This window comes from Nocardia sp. NBC_01499 (assembly GCF_045040275.1).
Taxonomy (GTDB): Bacteria; Actinomycetota; Actinomycetes; order Mycobacteriales; family Mycobacteriaceae; genus Nocardia.
The window spans coordinates 9,808,372-9,832,342 of the sequence record NZ_CP109426.1 but is presented as its reverse complement, the minus strand read 5'-3'; the positions used below and the strand labels follow the sequence as shown (position 1 = coordinate 9,832,342).

Genomic DNA, 23,971 nt, shown 5'->3' with positions numbered 1-23,971 from the left:
ATCGGGTCATGACCGATACGGGGAGGGCGCCACGGGCGTTGCTGTTCGACGTGCAGGGTACCGCCACAGATTTCCATTCCACGGTGTGTGGCGAGGCGGCGCGAATCAGCGGTGGACGCCACCGCGGCGTGGATTGGGCCGAGTTCGTCGGCCGTTGGCGTGCGGAGTACTTCACGGTACTGAAGTCGGCGAAAGGAGACCGGGACAACTGGATAACGGTGCACTCGGTGTATCGGGACGCGTTGGCGCGGCTGCTGGCCGAATACGGCATCACCGACTTCTCGGCGCCCGAGCGCGAGGACCTCGCCCTCGCCTGGCAGCGGCTCGCGCCCTGGCCCGATGTGGTGCCAGGTTTGGCTCGGCTGAAGGACAGGTTCGTGCTTGCCACGTTGTCGAACGCCGATGTGTCTGCGGTAGTGAACATCTCGAAGCGAGGTCGCCTGCCCTGGGATGCGGTGTTCGCCGCCGAGATGGCCGGTGTGTTCAAACCCGACCCCGTCGTGTACCAGATGGCGGCGAGGTATCTGGGGTTGGACCCGGCCGAGATCATGATGGTCGCGTGCCATAAATACGACATCAAGGCCGCGGGTGCGCTCGGATTTCAGACGGCTTTCGTCGCGCGCCCGCTCGAATTCGGCGTACATGGACAGGTCGACGTTTCCTACGACGACGAATTCGACATCAACGCCCGCGACTTCCTCGACCTCGCCGACCAACTCGGCTGCTGACAGCGCCTACCGCACCGCTGGAGTCGAGGACTTCGGGAGTTCGGTTGCCCGCCAGCCATTTTCGGTGCACCAAGAATCTCGGTCGCAGCCCCCGGAGTACGGCCATATCCTGAGTGGATGCCGCGTTTCGAGCGGCCGTACTTGGTGCTGGCGCAATTGGCCGAAGAGATCTTCGCGTGCTGCCCGCGCTGTGGCGGTCGCGCCGTGGTGCTGTGCTCAACACCTCATGCCCGATGTTGTGGGCTCGTCCGAAGCGAGCCCGCCGACGTGGACTGTGCCCGACCGGATGTGAGCGCGATGATCGCCGCGACCACCGTCCACGCCGGAACCGCGAAGGCCGCGATTCGCTCCATCCCACCGATCCCCACCACCGGACCATGCCCGGTGAAGAACAGCACCGCCGACAACACCGCGGCGATAGCGAAGGCACGACTGACAACCCGTGCCCGCCCGAACGCGGCGGTCGCCGGCCCGAACCCCGCGCAGACGAGCCCGATATTGCCCAACCCCAGAATCAACAACGCGCCCAACACATGACGGTTCTCGTCGATGTCGGCGGGAACCAGCCCGACTATCACCCAGCCGACCGCGCTGGCCGCAAACAGAACGCGGGCGGCCCGCGTCATCGCCGTCCGTCCTAAGAACGCGCCGGTCATTAACACCCCTACCAGCAACAAAACCCCTTCGATGAGGAAGGAGGCGTTCACGACCGCGTGCAGTGGTGAACATACATACCGAGGGCGGGACTCATCCCAAATCCGGCAATCGACGTTACCCAGATCGCTGATGTTGTTGGTTGCCCAGCTGTAGTGAGTCGTCCACGCGGCTCCCACGACCAGCTGCGCGATCAGAAACTGTGCGGCACCGACCAGCCACGCCACTGCGCCGATCCTGCCGGTCACAACGACCTTCCTACCGTAACGCCGAGGCACGCGAAACCTGTTGCGGCACGGTGTGATCGACGCCAAAGAACGAGCGCTCGGTCAGGATCATATCGATGGCGTTCACGCCGGAGTTCCGGCACCGCAAACTGGATTAGCACGGCATCAAGCTACGGAAAATGACCTACGGCAAGGAGCCTGCTACCTCTCCAATGTCAGGTCGTGCCAGCACTATTGCCCGCCCGCATCACCGAAGATCCACTGGCCGTGGCCATCCCGAGCCACTGGCATCGATCGACCGTCCGGTACCGGCTCCCGCGACCGAAAGCGGCGAGCCCCGGATCTGGAGCTTCCGATCATCCAGTCGCCTATGGCCTACTGGTTCAGTACTGATGCGACATAGTGCACCCGTCATCCATGATTTCCACAGCCATTCACCGTTCGACGGCAGCTATAGGAAAAGGGAGAACAGCGATAAGGGCGGACACGGACAATTCAAATGTATCGCGGCAGGTGATACGCAACTACTCGACCCAGCCAGGGTCGTCAGCAATGTGCAAGTATTCTCGAACTCCTGCAACGGCGGCTGAAGACCCGACCGATAATGCCCACCGAGTGGGTCAGAAGACGCCGTTGTTGTGCGGCAGCTGTGCCGGAACGGGGGCGACGACGTCCCAATGCTCGACGATCTTGGCGTCCTTGACGCGGAACAGGTCGTAATACGCTGCCGGGACGCCGAACTCGCCCTCGGACTGCAGCAGGACGAAATCGCCCTCGGCGATGACCTGGTGGACCTTCCGATAGACCAACTTCTTGCCCTGTTCGGCCCACTTCGCAACGGCCGCACCGAAACCGGCCAGGCCGTCGGCGGCCTCCGGGTTGTGCTGGTGGTAGGTCTCGGTGGAGATGTAGTCGGTCAGCACCGAATAGTCCGCGCCGACGAAGACCTTCCGCGCGAACTCGGTGACCATGGCGCGGTTGGCCTCGGTCTTGTCGGCATCGGTGACCTCGGTGGGGCCGTCGGTCTGGGTGCGCCCGGAGGCAGTGGTCCGCACGACGGGAGTCAGGGCGTCCCAGTGTTCGGCGAGCTTGCCGTTGGCATCGACGCGGAAGATGTCGAAGCCGACCAGCGGGTCGGGGCCGAAACCGTAGTAGGTGCCGTGCAGCGCGACCAGGTTGCCGTCGGCGATGACGCGGGCGTCCTCGTATCGGAAGTCGGGGCCGAGTCCAGCGACCAGCTTGTGCAAGGCCTCGGGGCCGTCGGCGGCCAGGGCGCTGTGCTGGATGTAGTCGGGAGCTACCCAGCGGTCAACCGCGCTCGGGTCCTTCTTGTCGAACAGCTCAGTGGTGGCGGTCAGCACGATGTCCTTGGCGCTCATGTCAGTACTCCTTAATGATTTCCGACACCGCTGCGGTGCCGGGTTCGTCAACAACTTCAATTTAGGAGGAAATAGCCACTGAAACGAGATACGCTGACGACTAGCGATGGTCAAAAACCGACATCCCCCTGCCGTGAAGATCCCCGAGATCTCCTTTGTCGCACCCGTCGGAACCCCCGCCGGGGTCGAGGTGTTGTCCCTAGCCGAACTGCGGCGTCGCATCCCCGGCGAACAGCTCGCAATCCCCCAGCGGCCAGAATTTCACCACCTGCTCACCCTCACCGGCGGCTCCCTGCGACACATGGTCGACTTCACCGCTTACACCCTCGAACCCGGCGCCTGGCTGTGGATTCGCCCCGGCCAGGTCAATCAATGGAGTGACCTCACCCACGCCGAAGGCACGCTGATCCTGTTCCAGCAGAGCTTTCTCACCCCGGCCACCGTCACCACGGCCCGCATAGACGACCCACACGCCGCCGTCCTGCACCACCCCCTCCCCAGCGACGCCGCCGCCCTGCACCGGGCCACCGACCACCTCACCGCCGAATTCCACGCGTTCGGACATCTCCCCCTCGACGTCCACACCGCGGCCCTGCGCCACCTGCTTTCGGTCCTCGTGCTGCGCCTGGCCCACCTCACCGCGCCCGCCGACGCACCCGCCACCGAACCCGACCCCACCTACCTGCGCTTCCGCGACGCCGTCGAACACGACTTCACCCGCACCCGCCGAGTCGAGGACTACGCCAACACCCTCGGCTACTCGGCTCGCACCCTCTCCCGCGCCACGCTCACCTCCGCCGGAATCGGAGCCAAGGAGTTCATCGACCGCCGCGTCGTGCTCGAAGCCAAACGCCTACTCGCGCACAGCGATCAGGCCGCCGCCCGCATCGCCGACCGCCTCGGCTTCGCCAGCGCGACCCACTTCAACAAGTACTTCCATCAGCGCACCGGACAGACCCCGATCGCCTTTCGTGACGCGACCCGGGCACGTCACACGGGCAACTGAACGCCTTGAACGCGACGCTGTTAGACGAAGCACCCGAGCGGTCGGACGTCGCGGGTCGCGCGTTCGGCCGACGAGATCGGCTGTGGCACAAGATATCCGCTCGGCTTCCCCGTTTATCGAAAGACCGCGGCCAAGAAGGCATTGGTGTCGGGTTGGGCGTCGATGAGCACACGGTCGTGATCGGCATCGGGATAGCTGAGTAACTCGATGTCGCGCGCGCCCCGGTTTTTCAGCTCCAGGATCAGCTGCCACACCGAGGGGGCGAACACGTCGGTGTCGACGAGGCCCTGGGCGATGAGAATGGGACGGCGGTAACCGGTCATCGGCGCGTCCATCAGGGGGTGGGCGAGCATGTCGAAATCGCCGACGGTCAATGGCCTGGTGAGCATTTGGCCGACCGATACATCTGCCATCCGGTTGCTCATGTCGGTCAGGCAGAGGCGTTCCGCGTCGGCGATGATCTGTTTGCCGAGCGGGGTGAGGTAGCTGTCCAGATCGAACTGCGGGCGTGCGGCTTTCAGTCCGCGCAGGACGTAGGCGAGGTAGGCCTTCGCGCCCGGCAGCACGAGGTCGGGTATACCGGGCTGGCCCGCGGTGCTCGCCAGCTCGAGCTGTCCGGCGATGCTCGCGCCGGGGGCATAGGCCACGGCGGCTCGATAGTCCAGTTCCGGCGCGTATTCGGCGACCAGGGCCGCGGTGAACAGCGTGGCCTGCCCGCCCTGGGAATGTCCGGCCACGGCCCACCGCGGTGCGAGGCTGGGATCGACCGCGTGCGCGGCCCGGATCATGTCGATCGTCGCGTGGGCCTCCGCCGGGCCGTCGAGGTAGGCGTGCATGCCGGGGGTGCCGAGACCGATGTAGTCGGTGGCCGCGACGGCGTATCCGTGCCGGACCAAATTGGTGAGGTCGTCCTGGTATCCGCCGAGGTCGGTGGTCGAGGGTGCGCAGTTGTCCGCGATGCCGACGGTGCCGTGGTTCCAGGCAACAACCGGCCATCCGCCCGCTGGCGGTGTGCCAGCCGGGATGAACAACGCGCCGCTCGACAAAGCGGGCACATCCTCGTCGGTCCTGGTCCAGTAGACGAGTCGTCGCGCCGACGCGGCACCGTCGAGATGCAGGCGTGCGGGCATCTCGTCGACCTGAGTCACGGTGCCGGGGATCTGCGGCGTAACAGGTTGCGCCCCAGCGGATAACGCCGACGAACCGAGCACCGCCGCAATGACCATGACGACAGCCATCGACCCGATACGCATCGCACCAACTCCTTCTCTATGTCAGCGAGCATAGAGGATGTTGAGCTGTCAGGGTGGGCTAGAATTTCGGATATGGCCGCACCGCGTGGACGTCGCATCGACGAAATCGGCGAGGAGAGCAGGCGGCGAATCCTCGATGCCGCCGAGGAGTTGTTCGCGGAGAAGGGGTTCGAGAAAACGTCATTCGTGGATATCGCGCACCGTTCTGGCATCAGCCGTGGTTCGATCCCGTGGCATTTCAAGAACAAGGACGGGCTGCTGATGGCGGTGGCCGAACGCGCCATCGCGCGGGGCATCCCGGCCGGACAACTCGCTGCCGAGGTCGCGAGCCCGCGGCGGCTGCTCGATCAGGTCGGGCAGATGATGAAAGAGCACGACACGACGCTGCTGTACATGGTGCTCAACGAGATCCTGGCAGGTGACAGCCCGCTGCGGGAGCAGTACGTCGAGTTCTTCCGTCGCCGCCGCGGCGGCACCGCCGACTGGATCCAGGCCTGCCCCGCCCCCGCCACACCCGGCACCCGCGCCGAAGTCGACGTCCTGGCCGCAGTGATCAACAGTGCCCTGCTCGGCCTGCACCTGCAATGGACCTTGGACCCCGCCGGGGTCGACTACGACGCGGCGGTCGAGCTACTCGGCCGTCTCACGGAAAAAGAGCTCGGGCTCGCACCCGATCGGTAGCGCACGTAAAGGAGAACCAACATGCAGTCTTACGACGGGCGGACCGCCTTCATCACCGGTGGGGCCAACGGGATCGGATTGAGCATCGCCCGCGCGTTCGCCCGGGCGGGGGCCAAGATCGCGATCGCCGACATCGACGCCGCCGCACTCGAGCGGGCGAAGGCGGAGCTGGCGGAATTGACCGAGGTCGAGTCCTATGTGCTCGACGTGCGTGATCGCGAAAGCTATGCGGAGGTCGCCGACGCGGCAGAGCGGGATCTCGGGCCGGTATCGCTGTTGTTCAACAACGCCGGTGTCGCCTCCGCGATGTCGGTCACCGAGCTGAACTATCAGCTGTGGGATTTGGCGATGGGGATCAACCTCAACGGTGTCTACAACGGCATCGCGACGTTCCTGCCGCGCATGCTCGCCCGCGGCGGCGTCGGCCATATCGTCAACACCGCCTCCGGCGCCGGGCTCGCACCGGTCGGCGCCGGATTCCTGTACAACGCAGGCAAATACGCCGTCGTCGGGCTGAGCGAGGCATTGCACCAAGAACTCGCGGACAAAGGCATCGGAGTCAGCGTGCTGTGCCCGGGACCGGTCGCCACCGACATCATCACAAGCAGCCAACGACTCGCTCTCCACCACGGTGCGACCGTCACGCCCGAAATCGCCGCAGCATTAGACCAAGCCGACGCGGCACTGAAACGCCACGGCATTCCCGTCGACACGGTCGGCGAGATGGTCATCGACGCGGTAACCAACAACCGCCTCTATATCCACACCGACGACACCGCCGCCGAGCCCATCCGAACTCGCACCGCAGCACTGCTAGCCGCGATGCCATCGGCCCTCGCCACCCAGCCGACCGACTGAAACCGACTGCCAGGCAAGAACTTCCGAAGCCCGTCCGCGAATGCCGAGCCACGCACGCCGGGCCAGCGAGAGGCGGGACTGGAAGCCGCTGCGCCCCAAGCGAAGTCGGATCAGAAAGCCCGTCAAGTAGCGTCACGATCGTCAGAGGGTTTTGATGAACCGAGCCAAGAGCTCGCCGCTGTAGTCGGGTTGCCCGTCGTTCTGTGTCGCGGCGGCGCTGATGGTATCGATGTGGTTGTAGCCGGGTAGCGATACGACCTGGGCTGCGGCGGGGGCTGGGTAGAAGACGTTGGTGGCGAACTGGACTGCGCTGTCTCCGGCCCACGCGACGAAATTCGGTTTCGGTCGGCTCATGCCGTGGTAGCGCAGACCGGCCATTTCGCCGCCGCGGGCACCGCCGTAACCGGCACCGATATCGATGACCAGTCGCATCGGGAAGTAGGTTTCCCAACCGGCGCCCGATGCTCCGTCGGCTAATGACCCGGTCGCCAATTGCCGTGCCGTATCACGAATATCGCCGACTTCGTGATTCGGCGAGGTGAACGGGATGCCGCGGACGTCGTCGTAATTCCGCCACGTGTACAGGGCGGTGCGGTCGGTGGGGGCGACCCGCTGTTGCGGGCCCGCGCTGAATCGCAGGAAGTTGCCGAACAGCGGAAGCTGGGTGAGCTCACCGGGATTCGGGAAGCTCTTGGTCTGCACCGGGCCGCCGGACAACGCGCCGACACCCTGCTGCAACAGCTGGAAATTGTTCGAGTTGTTGTCGATCAGGACACCGAGCAGTGCGGTGTTGGTGAACCGGTAGTCGCGGATGGTGCCCCAGCCGTCCGCACCGTTGGTGGCGAAGGCGGTCCAGGTCGGGGCGAGCAGGTACGCGAGGGTCGCGTCGATGCTGAAATCGTGCGGCAGGTGCGCCAGCAGCTGGCTCGCACCGTCGGGATCCAGATACGCCGCCAGTCCGGCGAGCCGCATCAGCATGAATGCCTCGGTGCCGAGCACCGGCGTCGGCCCGAAGATGCGCGGCAGGATGCCCGCCCGGAATCCCGCCTGCACGACCGAATCGGCCGTGCCGACAACGGCATTGGTGATGTCGTGCAGCAGCGGAGTGTTCTGGATCGCCACCGGATCCGAGGAAATCAGCGAATCCTGGGACGCGAACGCCGCACACTGGTCGGCGCCGGACCGGCCGTCGAAGTCCCAGTCGGAGAAGAACCCGGTCACCAGCCCGCCGAGCGAGATCCCGGTGCACACGAACTTGCGTTGCCGCGCGTCCTGGTCCGGAATTTCGTGCAGCATGATCTCGTATTCGTCGCGGACGACACGCGCCATTCCCATGAAATCCAGCACCGGCAGATCGGCGGAGGATTTGAAGCCAGGGAAAGTCTGCCCGGCGATCGGCAGGTGGTTGAAATAGTAGTCCACCGCGTCGAGATAATTGTGCGTCTGTAGCGCGTAGTCGAATCCCGTATTCTCATCGAGACACGAACTGCGCCGGGCCAGTGCCCAGAACTCGATATGCTGTCCCATCGCGCGCGCCGAGTGCACGGTATTGAATCCGACATTGTCGGAACCGATCGCACCACCGAACATGCCCGGCTGCTGAATGACCACATGATCGGCGTCGGCCGACGCGGCGGGCCCATCGACCGTACGGTAACGCAGAAATCCGACCCGGTCGCAACTCGCTGGATGCGGCGGCGCATCCGTCGGCAGCGGAAGTGCAAGGCTCACATACGAAGTGACAATTCCGTCGCGGGTCGACAGCACGTTCTCCTGCCGATCGGCCGCCGCGCTGATCGGGAAGGAATCGGCGGCGGCGCCACCGACCGGGAGGAGGGCGGCGACGATTACCGCGGTCGTCACCCACCCGAATGAACTACGCCACCGCCCCCGCTGTGCTGCTCGCCCATACTCACTCTGACTACGCCCCCATCGGCGGACAACACTGTGCATAGATAGCACGTTGCCACTGGCTCATACATCCGTCCAGATGGAAGGTGACAGAATAACCAACACCTTTTCGGCACAGATCACAAGCCAAATTAGGCGCGTTTTTCGCGTGTACGTATATAATCTTCCGAAGAATCCTCATATGCCCTATCGGCGATCTTATTCGGATCAAGGGCGGCGAGCTTGGCGGGGTCGGCGGTCGTCGGGGTGTGCAGATATCGCAGTGCGCTCTCGTCGAGGCAGATGTCATCTAGCTCCGCTACCAGGTCACCGAGGACCCGACCGGTGAGACGATCCGGTCGCACCCCGCAGATCATCATGATCTGGCAGTAAGGATCGGCGGCGGTGGCGCCAAGATACGGCGAGCGAATGGCCTGGGTGAGCACCGAAATCGAGGTGAAACACCCCGTATCGGCCCGGTAGCGGCCGAACAGACTGTGTATGCGATGAAACGCCGACCGGTACCGCGACAGCGGCACCCAGGCGACAAACCACCGAATCGGATGGCCGATACCGTAATTCAACACCGTGTCGGCGAGAACTTCGGCGTCCTGCAGCGTGAGATGGCGCGGCGCGCACACGATGGCGGCACCAGCCCCGGCCTGTGCGAGCCGCTGCAACGGAGCCGGCGTATGCACCGCGGCGCGCCGATATGCCGACCGGGTGACCTGACTGACGCCGCGGCGCAGTCGCCCACCCGCTGTCGCCGGACGCACCTGATAGTTCGCCCATTGACCGAAACGCGGTGAGCGCCGGTCGGATACATCGGTCCAATACCCGCGCTGCATCCGGGCCCCGCGCGCCTCGGTCATCAGCGAAACACCATGCTCCACGAACAGATCGATACTGCGAAAGGTATTGGCATCGTTGGTAAGCCACACCTGGGACTTGTCGATTCGGAGAACGTCGAGTTCGAGGCTGACGATGACGCCATACCGACCGCACCCGGTGAGCAGGCGCCGCAACTGCGCCGGGTCGTCATCCCGACCGCACCGGCGACGCTCGGCCGTCGGCGTGACGTACTCGATCGCCCGAACATTGTCGACGAACAGCCCATAGAGATGGGAAGCAGGACTCACGCCACCCACGGACGCGAACCCGCCCGCCGTGATATGCCGATGATCGCCGACTATAGGCAACCCGAGCCCGCAGGCGGCGAGACGGCGATCGACATCGGCCAGATAAGCGCCCGCCTCGACGGTGACCGAACCAACCTCCGGATCGACCGCGCGAATCCGATTCATGCCCGTCGTCACGAGCAGCGCACCGTGCTCGGCCAGGACGAGATCATTGCCCGAGTGACCGCTGCCGCGAATCACCAACCGCTGACCGAGCGCGGTTGTCTCCGCGACGGCCGCGACGACATCCTCGGCATCGCGTGGCAAATACACCTTGAACGGGTCTTTCGGCGCGATGCCGGGATCGCCGATCCGCGACCAGTCGAAACCGAGGTCGGCGATACTGTCGTGCGACCACGCGCGATGCCCGAATTCCTTGGGATTCATGGCCTTTCCGTTCTACGAGGTGCTGATCGACGGTGCCGGTGCGGGTTCGGTGCGCTGCCGCCTCGACTCGATTGCCGAGCCCGGCCACCAATTCCAGCGACCGAGAACGGCCATCGCCGCGGGCACCAGCATCAACCGGACCAGGACCGCGTCGATCAGGATGGCGGTCGCCAGGGAGAAGCCGAACTGCTTCAACTCCAGGACGTCGGCGGTCAACATGCTGAGCAGGATCGCGGCCATGATGGCCGCCGCCGCGCTGATCGGGCGGGCGCTGTGGGTCAACCCCTCCCCGACGGCCGCCCGGTTGCGTTCGGCGGCATCCGGCTCGTCGGCGCGGCGCCGCCATGCCTCCCGAATCCGGGCCAACAGGAACACCTCGTAATCCATCGACAGCCCGAACAGCATCACGAAGACCGTGACCGGGAGATAGACCTGTAAATACCCGACCGGCGTGAAACCGAGCAGCCGGTGACCGTATCCCGATTGGAAGATCAGGATCGTCAGCCCGACGGACGCGGCGGTGACGAGCAGGTTCACCAGCACCGCCTTCACCGGTATCGCGACGCTGGCGAAGACGAGGCTCAGGAACAACAGCGACAATCCGAGCACCAGCGCGATCACCGCGGCGGTTTTGTGCTGCGTCTCGTGGGTGAGATCCAGGAACTGGGCGGTGGTTCCGCCGACCAGCATCGTCGGATCGTCCGGGTCGGTCGTTGCGATCCGGCGCAGGTCGCTGACGAGGTCTGTCGCCGCCGCCGAGTCGACGGGCAGATCCGACACCGCCACCTGCAGCAGGTAACCGTCCGCCGGATAGGTGGACGTGGCCGTGATGTGCGCATGGGTCGCCACTCGGGTCGCGAGATGCTCTGCGCGCTGCATGTTTTCGGCGTTCATGGGCCCGTGATCGGCTGCTGTATAAGCGATTTGGATGGGCCCGAGCAGGCCGGGGGTGAACTTCTGCGCCAAAACCGCGTTGGCACGGCCGGATTCGGTGTCGGCCAGCGCTTGCCCGCCCAGGTTGAGACCGTAGCGCAGACCGCCGACGGGTATCGCGGCGAGCAGCAGAGCCGCCACCACCAGCAGTCCATATCGCCATGGCCGACGCATCACCCGCTGCGCCCACCGGGTCCAGCGATTGGCCGCGTCGACGGTGCCAGCTGCCGCGTCCGAGGGACGCGCCCACGCGGGCAACGCACCGCGGTTCACCCTGGGGCCGAGCATGGCGAGCACCGCGGGCAGCACCGACACCGCGACCGCGAGCAGGCTGAAGACGGTGGCCGAGATCCCGACCGTGATCTCGTGGAACACCGGCGAATTCACCAGCAGCAATGCCGCCAGGGTGATCACCACCACCAGCGCCGAGATCGTGATGGTGATGCCGGCGGTCGCCATGGTGGTGCCGACCGCGGCGGCGATGCCGGCGGTGTCACCGCGGTCGGTGATGCCCCGTCGCGCGAGTTCCTCACGGAATCGGCTGACGACGAATAGTGAATAGTCGATACCTATTCCGGTGCCGAGTGTGGTCGCGACGGTCACCACGAGCACACTGAAATGCATCGTCGGCATGAGCAACGCGATGACCCCGAAGGCGGTGGCCAGCCCGGCGCCGGCCACGATCAGCGGCACCGCCGCGGCAACCACGGCACCGAACGACAACACCAACACCAGCAAAGCGATGGGCAGGCCGATGGACTCGGCGCGCGCGGTGTCGTTGCGTTCCACGGTGGCGAGATCGTTGGTGGCGGCCGAATATCCGGTCAGCGACACCCGGACCGCGCCCGCGGACAGCCCCGTCAAGCGCGACTGCAGCGATGCCGCCAGGCGCGCGCGATCGTGCGCGCCGACCTGGTTCAAGACGATGAGCGTGAACGCGGATCGCCGGTCCGCCGAGATACGCGGCAGATGCAGCGGATCGACCGAGGCGAAAGGGTCGACGACTGTCCCGACACCGGCGGTGCCGCGCACCACGTCGCTCGCGTCGGCGATCACCCGCCGATATTCGGGATCGTCGACCGTGCGGTCGGCGGAGTCGAAGACGATCATGTCCTGCTCGGCGCCGAGCAGCGGGAACTTGTCCCGGCTGAGCTGCGCGACAACCGCCGCGTCCGATCCCGGCACGGACACATCCGCCGGTGGCAAGTACCGGCCGGTCACGGAAAACCCAGTGGCTCCGACGATTACCACCAGCAGCCAGCCGACCAGCATCGCGGTTCGATGCCGCGACACCAAGACACCCCACCGGTAGGCGAGATCGTTCATCACGCCAGCTCCGTGGTACCGGCGGCGTCGATCACGCGGCCAGGCATGGCACCGTCGGTGAACTGCCGCCACATGTGACGACGTCGCGGCTTTCCGCTCGAGGTGCGCTGCAACATCCGGGAGCTGCCCGCGACCAGCGTGATCTTCGGGGACGCACCGAGTTCCCGCCGCAAAGTCTGATATGCCTTGTCCGCCCAGCGTTCCGGCGCCGCGGCGGCGAAGACGACAACGGTGGGTTGGCCCGCCTCGGTGGTGCACACCACCGTTAGTTTGGTGCGGGGCAAACCGGTGGCCTCGGTGATCCGCGCATCGAGGTCTTCGGCATATACGTTGCGGCCGTTGATGGTAATGCTGTCGCCCATTCGACCGAGCACGTACAGATCCCCGTCGTGCACGAATCCGGCGTCCCCGGTGTACAGCAACCCGTCGCGAAAGGTCGCCGCCTGCTTCTCGGGATTGCCGCGATAACCGACGGCGACGCAACTCCCGCCGACCACGATCTCGCCGAGTGATCCGTCGGGCAGCGCCGTGTCATCGTGATCGACGATGCTGACCGATATACCGTGGTCGGCGGTCGGCAGCCCGTGCCCGATCAGCCAGCCATCGGCGATGGAACCGGGGCAGGACTCCAGCGGAGCCGACTGGTCGATCCGCACCGTCTGACCGAAACGCAGTGCCGCCGAGTCGATCCGGACCGTCGGCACCGGTCGCCCGCGCTGCGCCATGCTGACCGCGAGCGTGTTCTCCGCGAGTCCATAGGCGGGCAAGAAGGCCGACGACGAGTCGAATCCCGCCGCACTCGCGAACTCGCTGAACTTACGCAGCACGGCCGGATCGACCGGTTCGGCACCGACCACGATGCTGCTCAGCCTCGACAGGTCAAGGGAGGCAAGTCGATTGGGCGAGACCCGGCGCGCGGCATAGATCAGCCCGAACGTCGGGCAGGCGGTATGCCTGGCCCGTCCCGGACCGAAGCATTCCAGCCAGCGGGCGGGGTCGCGGAGAAACTGATCGGGTCGCATCAACCACAGGTTGTCCTGGTGCGTCACCGCGAACAGCATGCCGCCGATCAAACCCATGTCGTGATGCAGCGGCAGCCAGCACGCCACTCCCCCGGTGGCATCGCCGTCGCCCCACGACTGGTAGGCGGCGAAGTTGGCGGCAAGATTGTTCCAGGTCACCATGACGCCGGTGGGCCGGTCGGTGGAGCCGGAGGTGAATTGCAGCAGCGCGATCTCGCCGGGATCGCGCACCAGCAGTTCGGTGTCGGCTTCGTCGTCGGCGACCACCCACACCGTGCTGACCTGATCCGCCTGTGCCAGAGCGGTTTCGCACAGTTCGGCGTATTCGGCGGTGGTCGCCACCACCGTCGGCTTCGCCTCGGCGAAGACGTTCGCGAGGTGGGCGATATACCGGTCGGTCGCGCGCAGCAGCGGCGGTGCCACCGGGCAGATGGTGCCACCGGCGACCCAGGTGCCGAACAACGCACTGAGCATGGTTCGCTCCGCGCCGATCACCAGGCAGACGACATCCCCGGGCCCGACACCACATTCGGCGAGTCGGCTGCCGACGCGTCGCGCCGACCGCGCGAGGTCGCGGTACGACAGATAGCTCCAGCCGCCGTTGTCCTCGGCCACGTGGACACCTGTCTGCTCGGCAGGCCGGGACAGCCATGCTGTTACCGAATTCATCACCACACCCCTGGTACTAGATGGGCCGACCGTTTCCGGTAGGAGACATAGTCGGAACCGAAAGCCTGTAGCAGCGCCCGTTCTTCGAGCACGATGCGCGGCAGGAAGCCGACCACGGGCACCAGGATCGCCGCCGCCAGGGCGACGCCATTGCCGACAGCGAGCCCGAATCCGGCCAGGGTCAGCAACGCGCCGGTGTAGGCGGGATGGCGCACCGCCCGATACGGACCCTTGGTCACCAATCGATGGGCGCTCTGAATGGTGACCACCGGTTGAAAGAACTGCCCCAGCGAACGCACCGCCCACAGGCGCAGCGCGATACCGAGGAAGACCAGCGCGATGCCGGCCGCGAACAGCACCCATCCGCCGGATAACCGCGCCCACGGCACGACAAACGGCGTGCTCACGATCAACACGAATCCGAGCAGCCCGCTGCCGAGGACCAGCCACACACTGCCGTGATCATGTCGGCTGCCCGGCGCACGCACACTGTTTCCGCGCAGGAACACCACAAGTTCGGCAAGCTGCCAGCACGCCACGGCCGTCCAGAACAGCACCGTGGCAGCCGGTGTCGCGATGGGAAACAATCGTGCCTCCTGATTCGAAAGATGGCTACACAGTGGCAATTTCGAAGTGCACCGGCGCACCGCCCAGATCCGGTGCCGTCTCCCGTTTGGCCAGATGATCGACCATGACGTTTACGTCGGTCGGTTGGGCAAGCAACCCGCGCAGCGCACCGCTCAGCGGGTCGGCCCGGTCGAGTCCGAGGGCGACGAACGAACACCCCTCGCGGCGCAGCCAGTTGTTCGCATGGGCGAGCAGGGCACGCAGCACAACGGTTTCGGCAGGCGGCACACAGAGATTCACGACCGTCCGATACCGGAATTCGCCGCCCGGGCCTGGCAGCCGTGGCACCCGAGTGACCGGGGCGAAGGCATTGAACACCGGTCGCAGCGCGGCGATACTGCGCGGATAGCGCATGACGCGCATCTGCTTGAGGACGTGCTGATCCCACAGACCGAGAAACCCGACGACCTTGCCGTCGCGGCGCGCGATCAGATAGTCGGAGATGTCCAGGCCGGGGCACTGGTCGATCCAGGCCCGCATGGTCTGCTCGTCGAAGACCGGCGTGCCAGCCCGCGCGGGTGCCACCTGCTCCCACAGTCGAACCAGCTCCGGCACCTCGGCGTCGGTCGCGTGCTCGACCGTCACGCGAAACCGCGCGGTGCGCCGCGGCCCCATCAGGGGAATGCTGTGCGAGCGGACGACGGCCGCCTGATGCAGGCCGAGCCCGAACGCGGCCATCGCGTCCCGGCCGCGATCGATCGGATCATTACCGGCAAGCACGGTGCTGATCCGCAAGCCGTCGAGGCCGACCAGCTCCTCGGCGACCCGCTGCGCCCACAGTGCCAGCGCGACCGCGATCCGGCGGCGACGATGGTCCGGATCCACCTTCAGATCTCCGATATAGGCGACATCTCTTGGCACGCCGTTGAAATGCAGCCGCCGCCGGGAGACCCCGATACACCCCACCGGCACACCATCGGGTCCGTCCACGACGCCGACCCGCCATGGATCGCCCTCTAGCCTGCTGAGTTCGAAGAAGTCGGGTTCGCGGTGGATGCACAGACTGATGTCGCCCTCCATCGGGCAGCTGGCCGCCAGTCTGACCAAGGCGTCGTTGTCGTCGGCGCGGGCGTCGCGGACCGTGGCAACGTCCGCGCTGGCAAAGGATTGGCTCACGCGATCTCCTTGTCGATGTCACAGACGACGAAGCGACGCTGCGAGAAGCTGCGATCGCCGCGAATGAGCTGCGTGCCGAGCTCGTCGTCCTCGATGACGTGCTCGCGCACGGATTCGGGCACGTCGGTCCACCCGACGAAGTTGCGGAAGCACAACCGGGCGTGCGGTAGCGCGGTGCGCACGACTTCGCCGAACAGCTCATCGATCTGACGGGCGTCGAGCCATTCGCAGATGTTCGACAGGGAGAACCCGCCGATGCTGTTGTCCGGACGAGTGCGCAGGTAGTCGGCAAAGCTGCCATCGATGAGGGTCAGCGTGCCCTCGCCCTGATCGGACGCGAGGTAGGGCGGCCGGCCATCCGGTTCGTCCATCGGGTAGCTGCCGGTGAGCAGCTGGTGCAGAAAGTAGTTGTCGCGCACCGGAAGTTCGGTCAGCGCGTTCTCGATCAATCGGCGGAAGTGTTCGCCGAAATCGATCTTGCCCACCTCGGTGAAGAAGTTCGGGTTGTACACCCGATGCATGACGCGCTGATTGAGCAGGACCTTGAAAAGACCGCGCCAGCGTCGCGTATCCCACTTCTCGTAGAAGAAGTTGCGCTGCTCGTCCAGCGACTGCAGCGCAAGCAGTTCGTTGATTCGCCTGCGCGGATGGACACCGGTGGTGAACAGCCCCACCGCGGCTCGGGCGGCGCGCTCGGTCGCCCCGCTATCGAGCACGCCGGATTCGATGGCATCGAGCCGCCGGTCCCAGTACTGCCTGGCCGCCGGCGTCAGCCGCTCCCGCAGTCGCAGGTACTGGCGTCGGCGCAGGGCCGGATTGGTTGGCGCGCCGCCGAGCATGGCGGTCGCCGCGTGCGGGCTCAGTTCCGCGACCACCGCGGCCTTCAACTCGATCAGATGGTTCTGCGTCCGGTTGAGATCGATGGCCACCACATCGGCGGCCCCTTCGGCCAGCAGTGACAGCGCGGTGCAGCCGCCGGAGCCGACGATCGCGATCGGCTGGTGCAACTGGGCTTTCAGCGCCTCGATCTCGAGACGGGGGTCCTCCCGGACCTGCGCGAAAAAGAGCCGGTCGTCGACGGCACCGCCGAGATCAATGCGAGTCGACATGAGCGTTCCCCCGGTCCTGCGCGAGCAGCGCGACTAGATCAGCGATCGTGTCCACCCGCTGCAAATCGGCGTGAGTGAGGATCACGTCGAACTCCTCTTGCAGATCGATGACCATCTCGACCAGCGCGACGCTGTCCACGCCGAGATTGGTGACGGGCGTCTGCGGTGTCAGCGCGCCGCGGGTCGATGGAATTAGCTCGCCGATGCGTTCGGCGACAACATCGAAGGTGATCGGTGGCATAGGTGCACTACTCCCGGTGATGTGGCGGCGTTCCATGGCGATGGCGGCGGCGATGCTGACCGGCCCCCGATGCTCGCCGCGAAAACTGTGGTGGCAGAAGCGGATACGCGGATCGTCGCGGCGACCGGCGAGTGCCGAATCCGAGGCCGGATGCTGCAGGTGATAGTCGAGGAGCCGAGTGTCGGCATTGTTCGGGTCGGCCTTGAACAGCGCCTCCTTGACCGTCCACCAGCGCAGGCACCGGTCGGGATCGGTCGCCAGGTCGACCTCGTCGGCCCGCAGAAAGAAGCGGGCCACCGCCGGATCCAGCGGGCGCGGCAGCTCGCTGTCGATCCCGATGCCGAGCAACCGGTCCGGCACCGGCGGCACCGCGATGGCGGCCATCGCCCCACCGCCGGTGTAGCAGGCGGAGGCGCGCCGATGCGGGAAGCTCAGATCCGTTGCCGCTTCGGCACTTCCAGCACAGGCGAGGGCCAAGGCAAGCACACCTCGCGAGCTCGCCCTGTGCCGCGGTGCCGCATGGCCAGCGCTCAGTATGAGGATCCGCACCCGGTTCACGACCGGCTCCGTTTGGCCGATTGTTCGACGAGGAAGTCGACCCGTTCGTCGTACTCGGCCAGCGTGCGAGCGTAGATCTCCTCGTCGGCGGCGGAGAAGCGGGCGAGGGTTTCGGCGATCGCCGCCTCGCCGTACCGCTCGGCCATATCCTTCAGCGCCTGACCGACATAGGCGATGTGCCAACGCTCGTCGAGCATGATCCGTTCGATCGTGGCGCGCACCGCCGCGGGCGTACCCGGCACCCGCAGGTGCTTGCGATACTGCGAGACCACCCGTTTCTCGAAGACCTGGGTGATCGCCATGACCTCCATCAGATTCGCGGGCACCCCGATGGCGTCGAGGTATTGGTCCTGGTAGGTCTTGCCGAGCTTGATCGGCAGCCGATCGAACTCGGCGATGCAGTCGGTCCAGTACTTCGAATGGTTCGCCTCGTCCGAAAAGTGGTGGGTCACATCGACTTGCAGCGGGCCGCGAATCGTGCGGGCGACGCGACCGAAGAACAGCGCGCCGTTGATCTCCGACGAGCGATAGAAGCTGAGCACCCACAGCTCGTTCTCGCTGAGTTCGCTGTCGGGGCCGGTCACCTTGTCGGAGGGGAGCGGCCGGGGAATGGGCTTGTCAGGCGTGTGCGGGGACATTCGACCTCCTTTGACGTCGGCCCCATCGGGTGGCGACGAGTTCCTGGCACACCGCTTCGACGAGCGCGACCGGATTCGGTGGGCGGTAGTCCGGCCACACGGCGCGCAATCGGCGATTGTCGAAATGCTTGGTGTAATACAGCTGGTCGGCGAACGGGGAGATGGAGTCGAGGGCCGAGCGCAGCGGGCCGCCGGTGCCCGCCGCGGCCTCGAGCACGGTCCGGAACGTCGCCGCGTCGCAGACCAAGGGCGGCAGCAGGCGCCGACGGCGAAACGCCTCGTCGTCGCCGAAGGCATCGAAGGCGATGGTGACCAACTCCCCGAGCGGCAGCGTGTCCTCGGGTGCCGGACAGACGTGGTAGATGCCTCCTGCGGTGGTCGGCTCGAGCAGTGCCAACAGCGCCGAGACCGCGAAGTCGGTGGTCGAGACCGTCACCGGGGTGGCCGGATCACCGGGCAGCAGTGACAGCAGCCCGTAGTAGTAGAGCCGCAGTGTGGTGTGAAAAGCGTTGTACTGGTTCACCGTTCCGGTGGCATCGTCGGCGATCACGGTCGGCATGCGGGCGATGACCGTGGTCGGCATGCCGGGCGACAGCAGCGCTTGTTCCCCTGCCCACTTGGACCATTCGTAATGGTTGACGAAGCCGCGATCCTCGCCAGGATCCTCGTGCACGGTGCCGACCGCCTTACCCACCGCGTAGAGCGTCGACAGGACTACCAGCCGCTCCAGTGCCGGGCAGCGGCGCGCGAATTCGCCCACTTTCGCGGTTCCGGCCACGTTGACCGCCGCCGCGTCGTCCCGGTCGACGGTGAATCGGGTCAGCGCCGCGGTATGCACGATCGCTGTGACGGGCGCGGGGTCGATATCGGAAAAGGGCTCGGCGTCAAGCAGATTCAGCGGTACCACGGTGACTCGATCGCTATCGTTCGCGGCGGCGGTGACCGCGGCCCGCTTGGCGGCGAATTCCGTCCGGTCCGCGGCCCGCACCGTCAGGATCAGCCGATGCTGCGTGGTCGCCAGCAGGGCGGCGGTCAGCCTGCTGCCGAGATAGCCGTCGGCGCCGGTGAGCAGAATCATGCTGCCACCCCGCGTAATTCGGCGGCCACCGCCGTCGCGGCGGCGATCGGGTCCGGCCAGGCCGCGGGGTCGTTACCGTGCCTGGCCGTGATGGCGAACAGCCACCGCTCGAGGCCGAAGGCAAGACAGGCGCTATGGGCTGGCGCCGATCCGCAGGTGATGTCCATCAGTTCCCCGAAGTGTTCGTGATGCTTGTTGGTCGAGGCGAGCGCTAGGTCATCGAAGCGCGCCTCGGTCTTGACCGCCGAAATCCGTTGCAGCAGTGCACGAGGATCGGTGGCGGGTGCGAAGAACGGATCCGTCGCCCCCTCCCACTGCAGCGGAATGTCCAGCTCGCGGCAGAAGCGGTCAACCACGTCGCGGGCCCGGACCACGAAGGCGGCCGCGCAGTCCCGCGTACCGAGGCACACGATCTCCCGCATGCCGAAGACCCGTTGGCGGCGCAGCGGTTGGCAGCTCTGTTCATGCCGGAAGCACACGTTGCGCGTGGTGAAATACTTTGTGCTGTCGAGCTTTTCACCCTGATGAGCGATGTAGATGTGGTAACAGGCCGCCGGGGTGAGCGCCGCGGCCACCGGCATCGGCTGCCCTGCGGTCACCGCCGGTTCGCCACCCGTATCGTTGCCTGGCAAGGCGACAAAGGTTGCCTGATGGGCGAATCCGCGTAGGTAGCCCAGCCGGTCCAACACGGCCAGATCGATCATGGCTGGATGCTGTTCCGCCTCGGCGTCCCATAACGCCGCCAACGCGACCACGGCCTGGTCGATCCGGTTCCATAACTCCAGCAATGGGCCATGCAACCGGACCTGTCCGGTCGCCTCCTCCCAGCGCAAGCCGATATCCGCGGACGCAGAACGACTTTCGGTGACCGGCGCGGCGGCGAGCTCGGGTGCGGCCTGAGTCACGCCGCCGCCGAATCGGTCGACCATCGTGGCGATATCTCGAAAGTCACCGCGCCGCAAGTCATCCGCATCGATCGGCTGACCCCTCAGACGCTCGATCAACTGCAGCAACTCGGGAACATGTACTGACCGCAAGTAGCGGCGTTCGAACAGCGGGGTGTCGTCGGTGAGCTCGTCGGCGGGCAGATCGGCCGCCTTCTCCAGAACCCAGGCGTGCAGGCGGGTACGTAGGTCAAAGTTGGTGTCAGGCATCGAGATAGTCCTCCCCCATGATGTCGGCATTGGACAGGTAGTTCAGGCAGCGCCGCGACAGGGCCCGGCGCCGCTGCCGCTGCGACGGGTGCTGCCACGCCAGCTCGGCTACCTCCCACGGCTCGGCGAAGCCGGCGTCCGCGTAGACCATCGGGTTGTAGTACTCACGCCAGCTCGCCAGAAAGAAGTCGCGCAGTTCCGCGCGCACCGCCGCGACGGTCTCGGTGTCCCACGACGGTGCGCACGCCTGCCACAGCGCCGCGACGACCTCGCGGCCGAACACGAGGTGACGAGTCTCCTCGCGATGGTGGTTGTCATTGATGAAGCGGGCCAGCGGATGCAGCCGGTCGTCACCTGCCTGAATGCGATTGAGCTCGTCGGCGATCTCCTCGAACACCATGGTCTTGGCGAAGAACAGGAAGTCTTCGACATCGCGGGCCCGCTCCGCCGACAGCTGCACCTGGTGACTCGGGTAGATGCGGGCATATCGGGTGCAGAAGCCGCCGAAATAGATGCTGTGCTTGTTCTCCTCGTCGAGGAAGTGATGCAGATAGTCGGTGACGTTCAGCAGATCCTTGCGGTAGAGCCGACTGGCCAGCCCGTTCATCAGCGTCTTCTCGCCGTGGATGTTGAGGCTGTAGAAATTGGCCGCCTCCCAGAAGGCAAGCCGCATCCGGCCGCCCTCATCGAGGTCGTCCCACAGCGGCGTGCCATACAGGCTCACGTGTTCTGGGCTGGTGAACCAGTCGGCCTCGGGCTCGACCGAGGTCGGCCATTCCACTGCGGTGTAAGGGTTTTGGTACGTGCGCACCGACACTTGACTCAGGCGTTGAGACAGGTCGGCGGCATGCGCGAGGGCCTCTCGCAGGGCGGGCATCAGGCGGCCTCCAGGATCACGCACTGCCAGTTGAGCCCGAATCCGGCCATGACCAGCGCTATCCGTTGTCCCGCAACGAGTTTGCCGCTGTCGAGCAGCGCGGACAGGTTGACGATGTTGTCGGCCGAGATCACGTGACCGACCTCGGCCATGGACGGCGCCCATACCTGGGCGTGGTCGATGCCGAGCAGCGACGCGAGCACCTCCCAGGCCCGGGTATTGGTGTTCTGGGTGACCACCCAGTCCAGGTCAGCGGTCGTGAGCCCGGCTCGGTCCAGGGTCTCCAGCACCAGCCTGCGGGTGTAGGTGAAGTAGCTGCCGACCGTCTCGTCGTCGCCCGCCGCGGCCAGGCCACCGTTGGTGAGCTGATGCGCGGTCACGTAGCGAAACCCGGTCGGCGCGCGCCCGACCAGGCAGGCCGCGGCACCGTCGGAGATGAGGTTGTACGCCTGTTCATAGCGTGCGTGTTCGGGAAACCGATCGGCCGAGACACACAGCACGGTGCGCCATCGCGGTTCGCTGGCAAGCATCGCCGTTGCGATCCGCATCGAACCCAACATCGAGGTACACGCCTGCTGGCCGAGGCCGATCACCACGGCATCGTCGAGCCCGAACTCCGACTGCAGCCGGGAGCCCGGAAACTCCATCAGGTATTTGACGTCGCGGGTGCGCTCCCAAGCCTCGGGCGAGCCGAGGTTGCCATTACACGGAAGGCAGGTCGCGTACACGATCGCATCGACCTCGGTCAGCCGATTCTGCTCGGCCAGCGGCACGACGGCCGAGCGGGCCAGGTCGTAAGGCGTTGTCTCGCTGCCGCACACGTGGTGCCAGCCGAACCCGGCATATTCCAGGTCGCCGACGTCACTGACCAGCAATCCATCCTTTGCCGATTCGGTGAGATGCCTTTTGCGTTCCCCTAGGGAATAGCTGAATCCGTCCAGATAAAAATCGCTCATGGGTACCCGTTCCCTCATGGGTGCACAGCTGTCCACCGCTCGTCCGACCGCGGCGTCGGGATTACTGGGTGTGACCGAAGTGAGCCGATCTACTCAGGCTCACTGCGACCATTACAGCATCTACACCTTCTTCGAACAAGAGCCCTTGTTCGGAATCGGTGATCTTGTTCAGAACGCCAAGTTGTCTCAACAATGTGCACGACACGATCGGCTATGCGTCACCGAAAGGCTTGTCTACCTGTACTTTTCATCCAATAGCCCATCGACATCGACAACCAGGACCTGCCGCGGCGCGGGTGAACCTTCCAGATCGAACCCTCGGCGGGATGGGAGCGAGTGGCGAACGCGAGATCGGCTCTGCGACAGGCACGTACGCTGCCGCAGATTCGCCCACCGCGTCGGCGGGGTGCGAAAACGCAACTACGACAGCGCGATCCGCAATCGACGACGGCTCAGCTCGACCGCAGCGCGGATGGTGATTTTCCGGCATCGTCGGAGCCGATACCGGCGCGTACCACGTTGACGAAATTCACCAGATCGGAGATGAGGTCGTCGATATCTCGGCCGGTCGAGGAAGAATTGTCGAAGAACCAGTCCGCGACACCGTCGAAGAGGCCACCGATAACGACAACCGCGAGCTGATGACAATCGACCTCCGCGGCGACGACGCCGTGTTCTCGCCATAATGCCGCGAGAAAATCCGCTCCCCAGCGCCGGTTCGCCCGTCGCTGCGCTTCTACGTTCTGCGATATACCGCCGAGCTCTCTAAACGAGATCATCGCGAACCGGCGGTCGTCGAGCAAACCGTGCACGAATGCGGAGACAAGTCTTCCGGTGATTTCTTCGACGTCCGGCGACGCGTCTACCAGCGCAGCTGCCATGCGCTGCTGTATGCCCTCGAATATCTCATGCAGAATGCCGAGAATGCATTCTTCCTTATTCGCGAACACCTCATAGAAGGCTTTATTGCCGACATAGGCGGTCTGGCACACCTGTTCGATCGAGGTGTTCGCATAACCGTTGCGGGCGAAGAGATCCACGGCGGCATCGAGTAGCTGACGACGACGCAGTTCGCGTCGTTGCTCGGCATCCAGACCGCGTATTCGCCGTCCGACCGGCCGGTACGACGCGGGCTCTTGCGTATCCGAATGGGCCCGGGCATCTCCCATGCCCCTACGGTAGCAAAAGAACCGTCCATCTCGAGCGGCAATCAAGATCCCCAGAATGGCGAGACTGCCGCAGCGAAGAAACAACTTCGCCGCGAACAAATGATCAAACCACGTTCTCATGACACCGCCAAGACATGGCTCATGCCGCGAAACAGTCGCATGTTTGCCGATTCTTCGCTGGCCGCGCGGAGCCGGTGCGAAGGCGTCTGAAAAGAGCACTAATTGCGAAAAAGCCATCTTGTCCGTCGCTGTACTGT

The 23,971-nt window shown here is 65.4% G+C and carries 21 protein-coding genes; 4 read left to right on the top strand and 17 right to left on the bottom strand.

Annotation, left to right across the window (positions count from 1 at the left end; translation table 11 throughout):
- The first annotated feature begins 8 nt into the window (after positions 1 to 8).
- The gene (locus OG203_RS44170; RefSeq protein WP_405163159.1) at positions 9 to 728 is read left to right on the top strand and encodes a haloacid dehalogenase type II; all 720 of its coding nucleotides are present in this window, start codon (positions 9 to 11) and stop codon (positions 726 to 728) included.
- A gap of 224 nt (positions 729 to 952) precedes the next feature.
- Here OG203_RS44170 and OG203_RS44165 read toward each other — a convergent pair whose 3' ends face one another.
- Both OG203_RS44165 and OG203_RS44160 read right to left on the bottom strand, forming a co-directional pair.
- Positions 953 to 1,630 (bottom strand): DUF998 domain-containing protein, encoded by a 678-nt coding sequence (locus tag OG203_RS44165; RefSeq protein ID WP_405163158.1) that lies wholly within the window; start codon positions 1,628 to 1,630, stop codon positions 953 to 955.
- A 599-nt stretch (positions 1,631 to 2,229) separates the two neighbouring features.
- Positions 2,230 to 2,988: a nuclear transport factor 2 family protein gene (locus tag OG203_RS44160; protein WP_405163157.1), complete on the bottom strand. Its 759-nt coding sequence runs from the start codon at positions 2,986 to 2,988 to the stop codon at positions 2,230 to 2,232.
- 133 nt (positions 2,989 to 3,121) lie between these two features.
- Between OG203_RS44160 and OG203_RS44155 the strand changes: the two genes are divergently transcribed.
- Complete coding sequence (locus OG203_RS44155; protein ID WP_405163156.1) at positions 3,122 to 3,994, top strand: helix-turn-helix transcriptional regulator; 873 nt, start codon at positions 3,122 to 3,124, stop codon at positions 3,992 to 3,994.
- A gap of 113 nt (positions 3,995 to 4,107) precedes the next feature.
- Here the strand turns inward: OG203_RS44155 and OG203_RS44150 are convergent, their stop codons facing one another.
- Positions 4,108 to 5,247, bottom strand: a complete 1,140-nt coding sequence (locus OG203_RS44150; RefSeq protein ID WP_405163155.1) for a lipase family protein — start codon at positions 5,245 to 5,247, stop codon at positions 4,108 to 4,110.
- Between the two features lie 72 nt (positions 5,248 to 5,319).
- On the opposite strand from OG203_RS44150, the gene OG203_RS44145 reads away from it, so the two are divergent.
- A complete protein-coding gene (locus OG203_RS44145) occupies positions 5,320 to 5,928 on the top strand; it encodes a TetR/AcrR family transcriptional regulator (protein WP_405163154.1) in 609 nt (202 codons plus the stop codon).
- Positions 5,929 to 5,949: 21 nt separating this feature from the next.
- On the top strand, positions 5,950 to 6,786 hold the full coding sequence (locus OG203_RS44140; RefSeq protein ID WP_405163153.1) for an SDR family oxidoreductase: 837 nt from the start codon (positions 5,950 to 5,952) through the stop codon (positions 6,784 to 6,786).
- A gap of 141 nt (positions 6,787 to 6,927) precedes the next feature.
- Here OG203_RS44140 and OG203_RS44135 read toward each other — a convergent pair whose 3' ends face one another.
- The 14 genes from OG203_RS44135 to OG203_RS44070 all read right to left on the bottom strand — a co-directional run bounded on the left by OG203_RS44135 (position 6,928) and on the right by OG203_RS44070 (position 23,951).
- Positions 6,928 to 8,649 (bottom strand): hypothetical protein, encoded by a 1,722-nt coding sequence (locus OG203_RS44135; RefSeq protein WP_405163152.1) that lies wholly within the window; start codon positions 8,647 to 8,649, stop codon positions 6,928 to 6,930.
- Positions 8,650 to 8,828: 179 nt separating this feature from the next.
- Positions 8,829 to 10,241, bottom strand: a complete 1,413-nt coding sequence (locus OG203_RS44130) for an FAD-binding oxidoreductase (protein WP_405163151.1) — start codon at positions 10,239 to 10,241, stop codon at positions 8,829 to 8,831.
- A gap of 12 nt (positions 10,242 to 10,253) precedes the next feature.
- Complete coding sequence (locus tag OG203_RS44125) at positions 10,254 to 12,500, bottom strand: MMPL family transporter (protein WP_405168189.1); 2,247 nt, start codon at positions 12,498 to 12,500, stop codon at positions 10,254 to 10,256.
- Positions 12,500 to 14,191, bottom strand: coding sequence for an AMP-binding protein (locus tag OG203_RS44120; RefSeq protein ID WP_405163150.1), 1,692 nt, complete (start codon positions 14,189 to 14,191; stop codon positions 12,500 to 12,502). Before OG203_RS44120 ends, OG203_RS44125 begins: the two co-directional genes overlap by 1 nt.
- A complete protein-coding gene (locus OG203_RS44115) occupies positions 14,191 to 14,778 on the bottom strand; it encodes a methyltransferase family protein (RefSeq protein ID WP_405163149.1) in 588 nt (195 codons plus the stop codon). Before OG203_RS44115 ends, OG203_RS44120 begins: the two co-directional genes overlap by 1 nt.
- 25 nt (positions 14,779 to 14,803) lie before the next feature.
- Positions 14,804 to 15,934: a GNAT family N-acetyltransferase gene (locus OG203_RS44110; RefSeq protein WP_405163148.1), complete on the bottom strand. Its 1,131-nt coding sequence runs from the start codon at positions 15,932 to 15,934 to the stop codon at positions 14,804 to 14,806.
- The gene (locus OG203_RS44105; protein ID WP_405163147.1) at positions 15,931 to 17,043 is read right to left on the bottom strand and encodes a DUF3419 family protein; all 1,113 of its coding nucleotides are present in this window, start codon (positions 17,041 to 17,043) and stop codon (positions 15,931 to 15,933) included. Before OG203_RS44105 ends, OG203_RS44110 begins: the two co-directional genes overlap by 4 nt.
- A complete protein-coding gene (locus tag OG203_RS44100) occupies positions 17,027 to 17,842 on the bottom strand; it encodes a phosphopantetheine-binding protein (RefSeq protein ID WP_405163146.1) in 816 nt (271 codons plus the stop codon). The genes OG203_RS44105 and OG203_RS44100 overlap by 17 nt, the downstream gene beginning before the upstream one ends.
- The gene (locus tag OG203_RS44095; RefSeq protein WP_405163145.1) at positions 17,839 to 18,480 is read right to left on the bottom strand and encodes a hypothetical protein; all 642 of its coding nucleotides are present in this window, start codon (positions 18,478 to 18,480) and stop codon (positions 17,839 to 17,841) included. Before OG203_RS44095 ends, OG203_RS44100 begins: the two co-directional genes overlap by 4 nt.
- Positions 18,461 to 19,558 (bottom strand): SDR family oxidoreductase, encoded by a 1,098-nt coding sequence (locus OG203_RS44090; protein ID WP_405163144.1) that lies wholly within the window; start codon positions 19,556 to 19,558, stop codon positions 18,461 to 18,463. The genes OG203_RS44095 and OG203_RS44090 overlap by 20 nt, the downstream gene beginning before the upstream one ends.
- A complete protein-coding gene (locus tag OG203_RS44085) occupies positions 19,555 to 20,712 on the bottom strand; it encodes a hypothetical protein (RefSeq protein ID WP_405163143.1) in 1,158 nt (385 codons plus the stop codon). Before OG203_RS44085 ends, OG203_RS44090 begins: the two co-directional genes overlap by 4 nt.
- Positions 20,705 to 21,589, bottom strand: coding sequence for a diiron oxygenase (locus OG203_RS44080; protein ID WP_405163142.1), 885 nt, complete (start codon positions 21,587 to 21,589; stop codon positions 20,705 to 20,707). Before OG203_RS44080 ends, OG203_RS44085 begins: the two co-directional genes overlap by 8 nt.
- Entirely contained in the window at positions 21,589 to 22,545 is a 957-nt protein-coding gene (locus OG203_RS44075; protein WP_405163141.1) for a 3-oxoacyl-[acyl-carrier-protein] synthase III C-terminal domain-containing protein, read from the bottom strand. Before OG203_RS44075 ends, OG203_RS44080 begins: the two co-directional genes overlap by 1 nt.
- Before the next feature lie 452 nt (positions 22,546 to 22,997).
- The gene (locus OG203_RS44070) at positions 22,998 to 23,951 is read right to left on the bottom strand and encodes a TetR/AcrR family transcriptional regulator (RefSeq protein ID WP_405163140.1); all 954 of its coding nucleotides are present in this window, start codon (positions 23,949 to 23,951) and stop codon (positions 22,998 to 23,000) included.
- Positions 23,952 to 23,971: the final 20 nt, after the last annotated feature.

Bases quoted from the DNA above. Each gene is read 5' to 3' on its own strand.
- OG203_RS44160 (WP_405163157.1), bottom strand. From the start codon at position 2,988: ATGAGCGCCAAGGACATCGTGCTGACCGCCACCACTGAGCTGTTCGAC.
- OG203_RS44130 (WP_405163151.1), bottom strand. From the start codon at position 10,241: ATGAATCCCAAGGAATTCGGGCATCGCGCGTGGTCGCACGACAGTATC.
- OG203_RS44075 (WP_405163141.1), bottom strand. From the start codon at position 22,545: ATGAGCGATTTTTATCTGGACGGATTCAGCTATTCCCTAGGGGAACGC.
- OG203_RS44125 (WP_405168189.1), bottom strand. From the start codon at position 12,500: ATGAACGATCTCGCCTACCGGTGGGGTGTCTTGGTGTCGCGGCATCGA.
- OG203_RS44105 (WP_405163147.1), bottom strand. From the start codon at position 17,043: ATGTCGACTCGCATTGATCTCGGCGGTGCCGTCGACGACCGGCTCTTT.
- OG203_RS44085 (WP_405163143.1), bottom strand. From the start codon at position 20,712: ATGCCTGACACCAACTTTGACCTACGTACCCGCCTGCACGCCTGGGTT.
- OG203_RS44150 (WP_405163155.1), bottom strand. From the start codon at position 5,247: ATGCGTATCGGGTCGATGGCTGTCGTCATGGTCATTGCGGCGGTGCTC.
- OG203_RS44120 (WP_405163150.1), bottom strand. From the start codon at position 14,191: ATGAATTCGGTAACAGCATGGCTGTCCCGGCCTGCCGAGCAGACAGGT.
- OG203_RS44095 (WP_405163145.1), bottom strand. From the start codon at position 18,480: ATGTCCCCGCACACGCCTGACAAGCCCATTCCCCGGCCGCTCCCCTCC.
- OG203_RS44080 (WP_405163142.1), bottom strand. From the start codon at position 21,589: ATGCCCGCCCTGCGAGAGGCCCTCGCGCATGCCGCCGACCTGTCTCAA.
- OG203_RS44070 (WP_405163140.1), bottom strand. From the start codon at position 23,951: ATGGCTTTTTCGCAATTAGTGCTCTTTTCAGACGCCTTCGCACCGGCT.
- OG203_RS44140 (WP_405163153.1), top strand. From the start codon at position 5,950: ATGCAGTCTTACGACGGGCGGACCGCCTTCATCACCGGTGGGGCCAAC.
- OG203_RS44145 (WP_405163154.1), top strand. From the start codon at position 5,320: ATGGCCGCACCGCGTGGACGTCGCATCGACGAAATCGGCGAGGAGAGC.
- OG203_RS44090 (WP_405163144.1), bottom strand. From the start codon at position 19,558: ATGATTCTGCTCACCGGCGCCGACGGCTATCTCGGCAGCAGGCTGACC.
- OG203_RS44170 (WP_405163159.1), top strand. From the start codon at position 9: ATGACCGATACGGGGAGGGCGCCACGGGCGTTGCTGTTCGACGTGCAG.